1 protein-coding gene is annotated in these 592 nt (G+C 33.6%); it reads left to right on the forward strand.

Annotation, left to right across the window (positions count from 1 at the left end):
- On the forward strand, nucleotides 1-497 hold a 497-nt coding region (locus tag HMPREF3270_RS09000), incomplete at its 5' end, for an IS6 family transposase (protein WP_070684472.1).
- Between the last annotated feature and the right edge of the window lie 95 nt (nucleotides 498-592).

The following is a 592-nucleotide window of genomic DNA, read 5'->3' on the forward strand; positions in this document are numbered from 1 at the left end:
AAATTTGGAAGAAAAAGCATAAAAAAGCTTATTATAAATGGCGCGTTGATGAGACATACATTAAAATAAAAGGAAAATGGTGCTATTTATATCGTGCCATTGATGCAGATGGTCATACATTGGATATTTGGTTACGTAAGAAACGAGATAATCATTCAGCATATGCGTTTATTAAGCGACTTATTAAACAATTTGGTAAACCTCAAATGATAATTACAGACCAGGCACCTTCGACGAAGGTGGCAATGTCTAAGTTGATTAAAGATTTTAAACTTAATCCCGACTGTCATTGTACATCTAAATATCTTAATAACCTCATTGAGCAGGATCACCGTCATATTAAAGTGAGAAAGACGAGATATCAAAGCGTCAATACGGCAAAGAATACACTCAAAGGTATTGAATGTATTTATGGTCTATATAAAAAGAACCGTAGGTCTCTTCAGATCTACGGATTTTCGCCGTGCTACGAAATTAATCACATGTTGGCCAGTTAAGGGAATACTACCATGTTAAAATGATAATTAGTTATATTTTTTCTGACTTTGCAACAGAACCTGCAGTTATATATGTGGTTGGATGATTATTATGA

This window comes from Staphylococcus sp. HMSC65H10, from assembly GCF_001839185.1.
Lineage (GTDB): Bacteria > Bacillota > Bacilli > Staphylococcales > Staphylococcaceae > Staphylococcus > Staphylococcus simulans.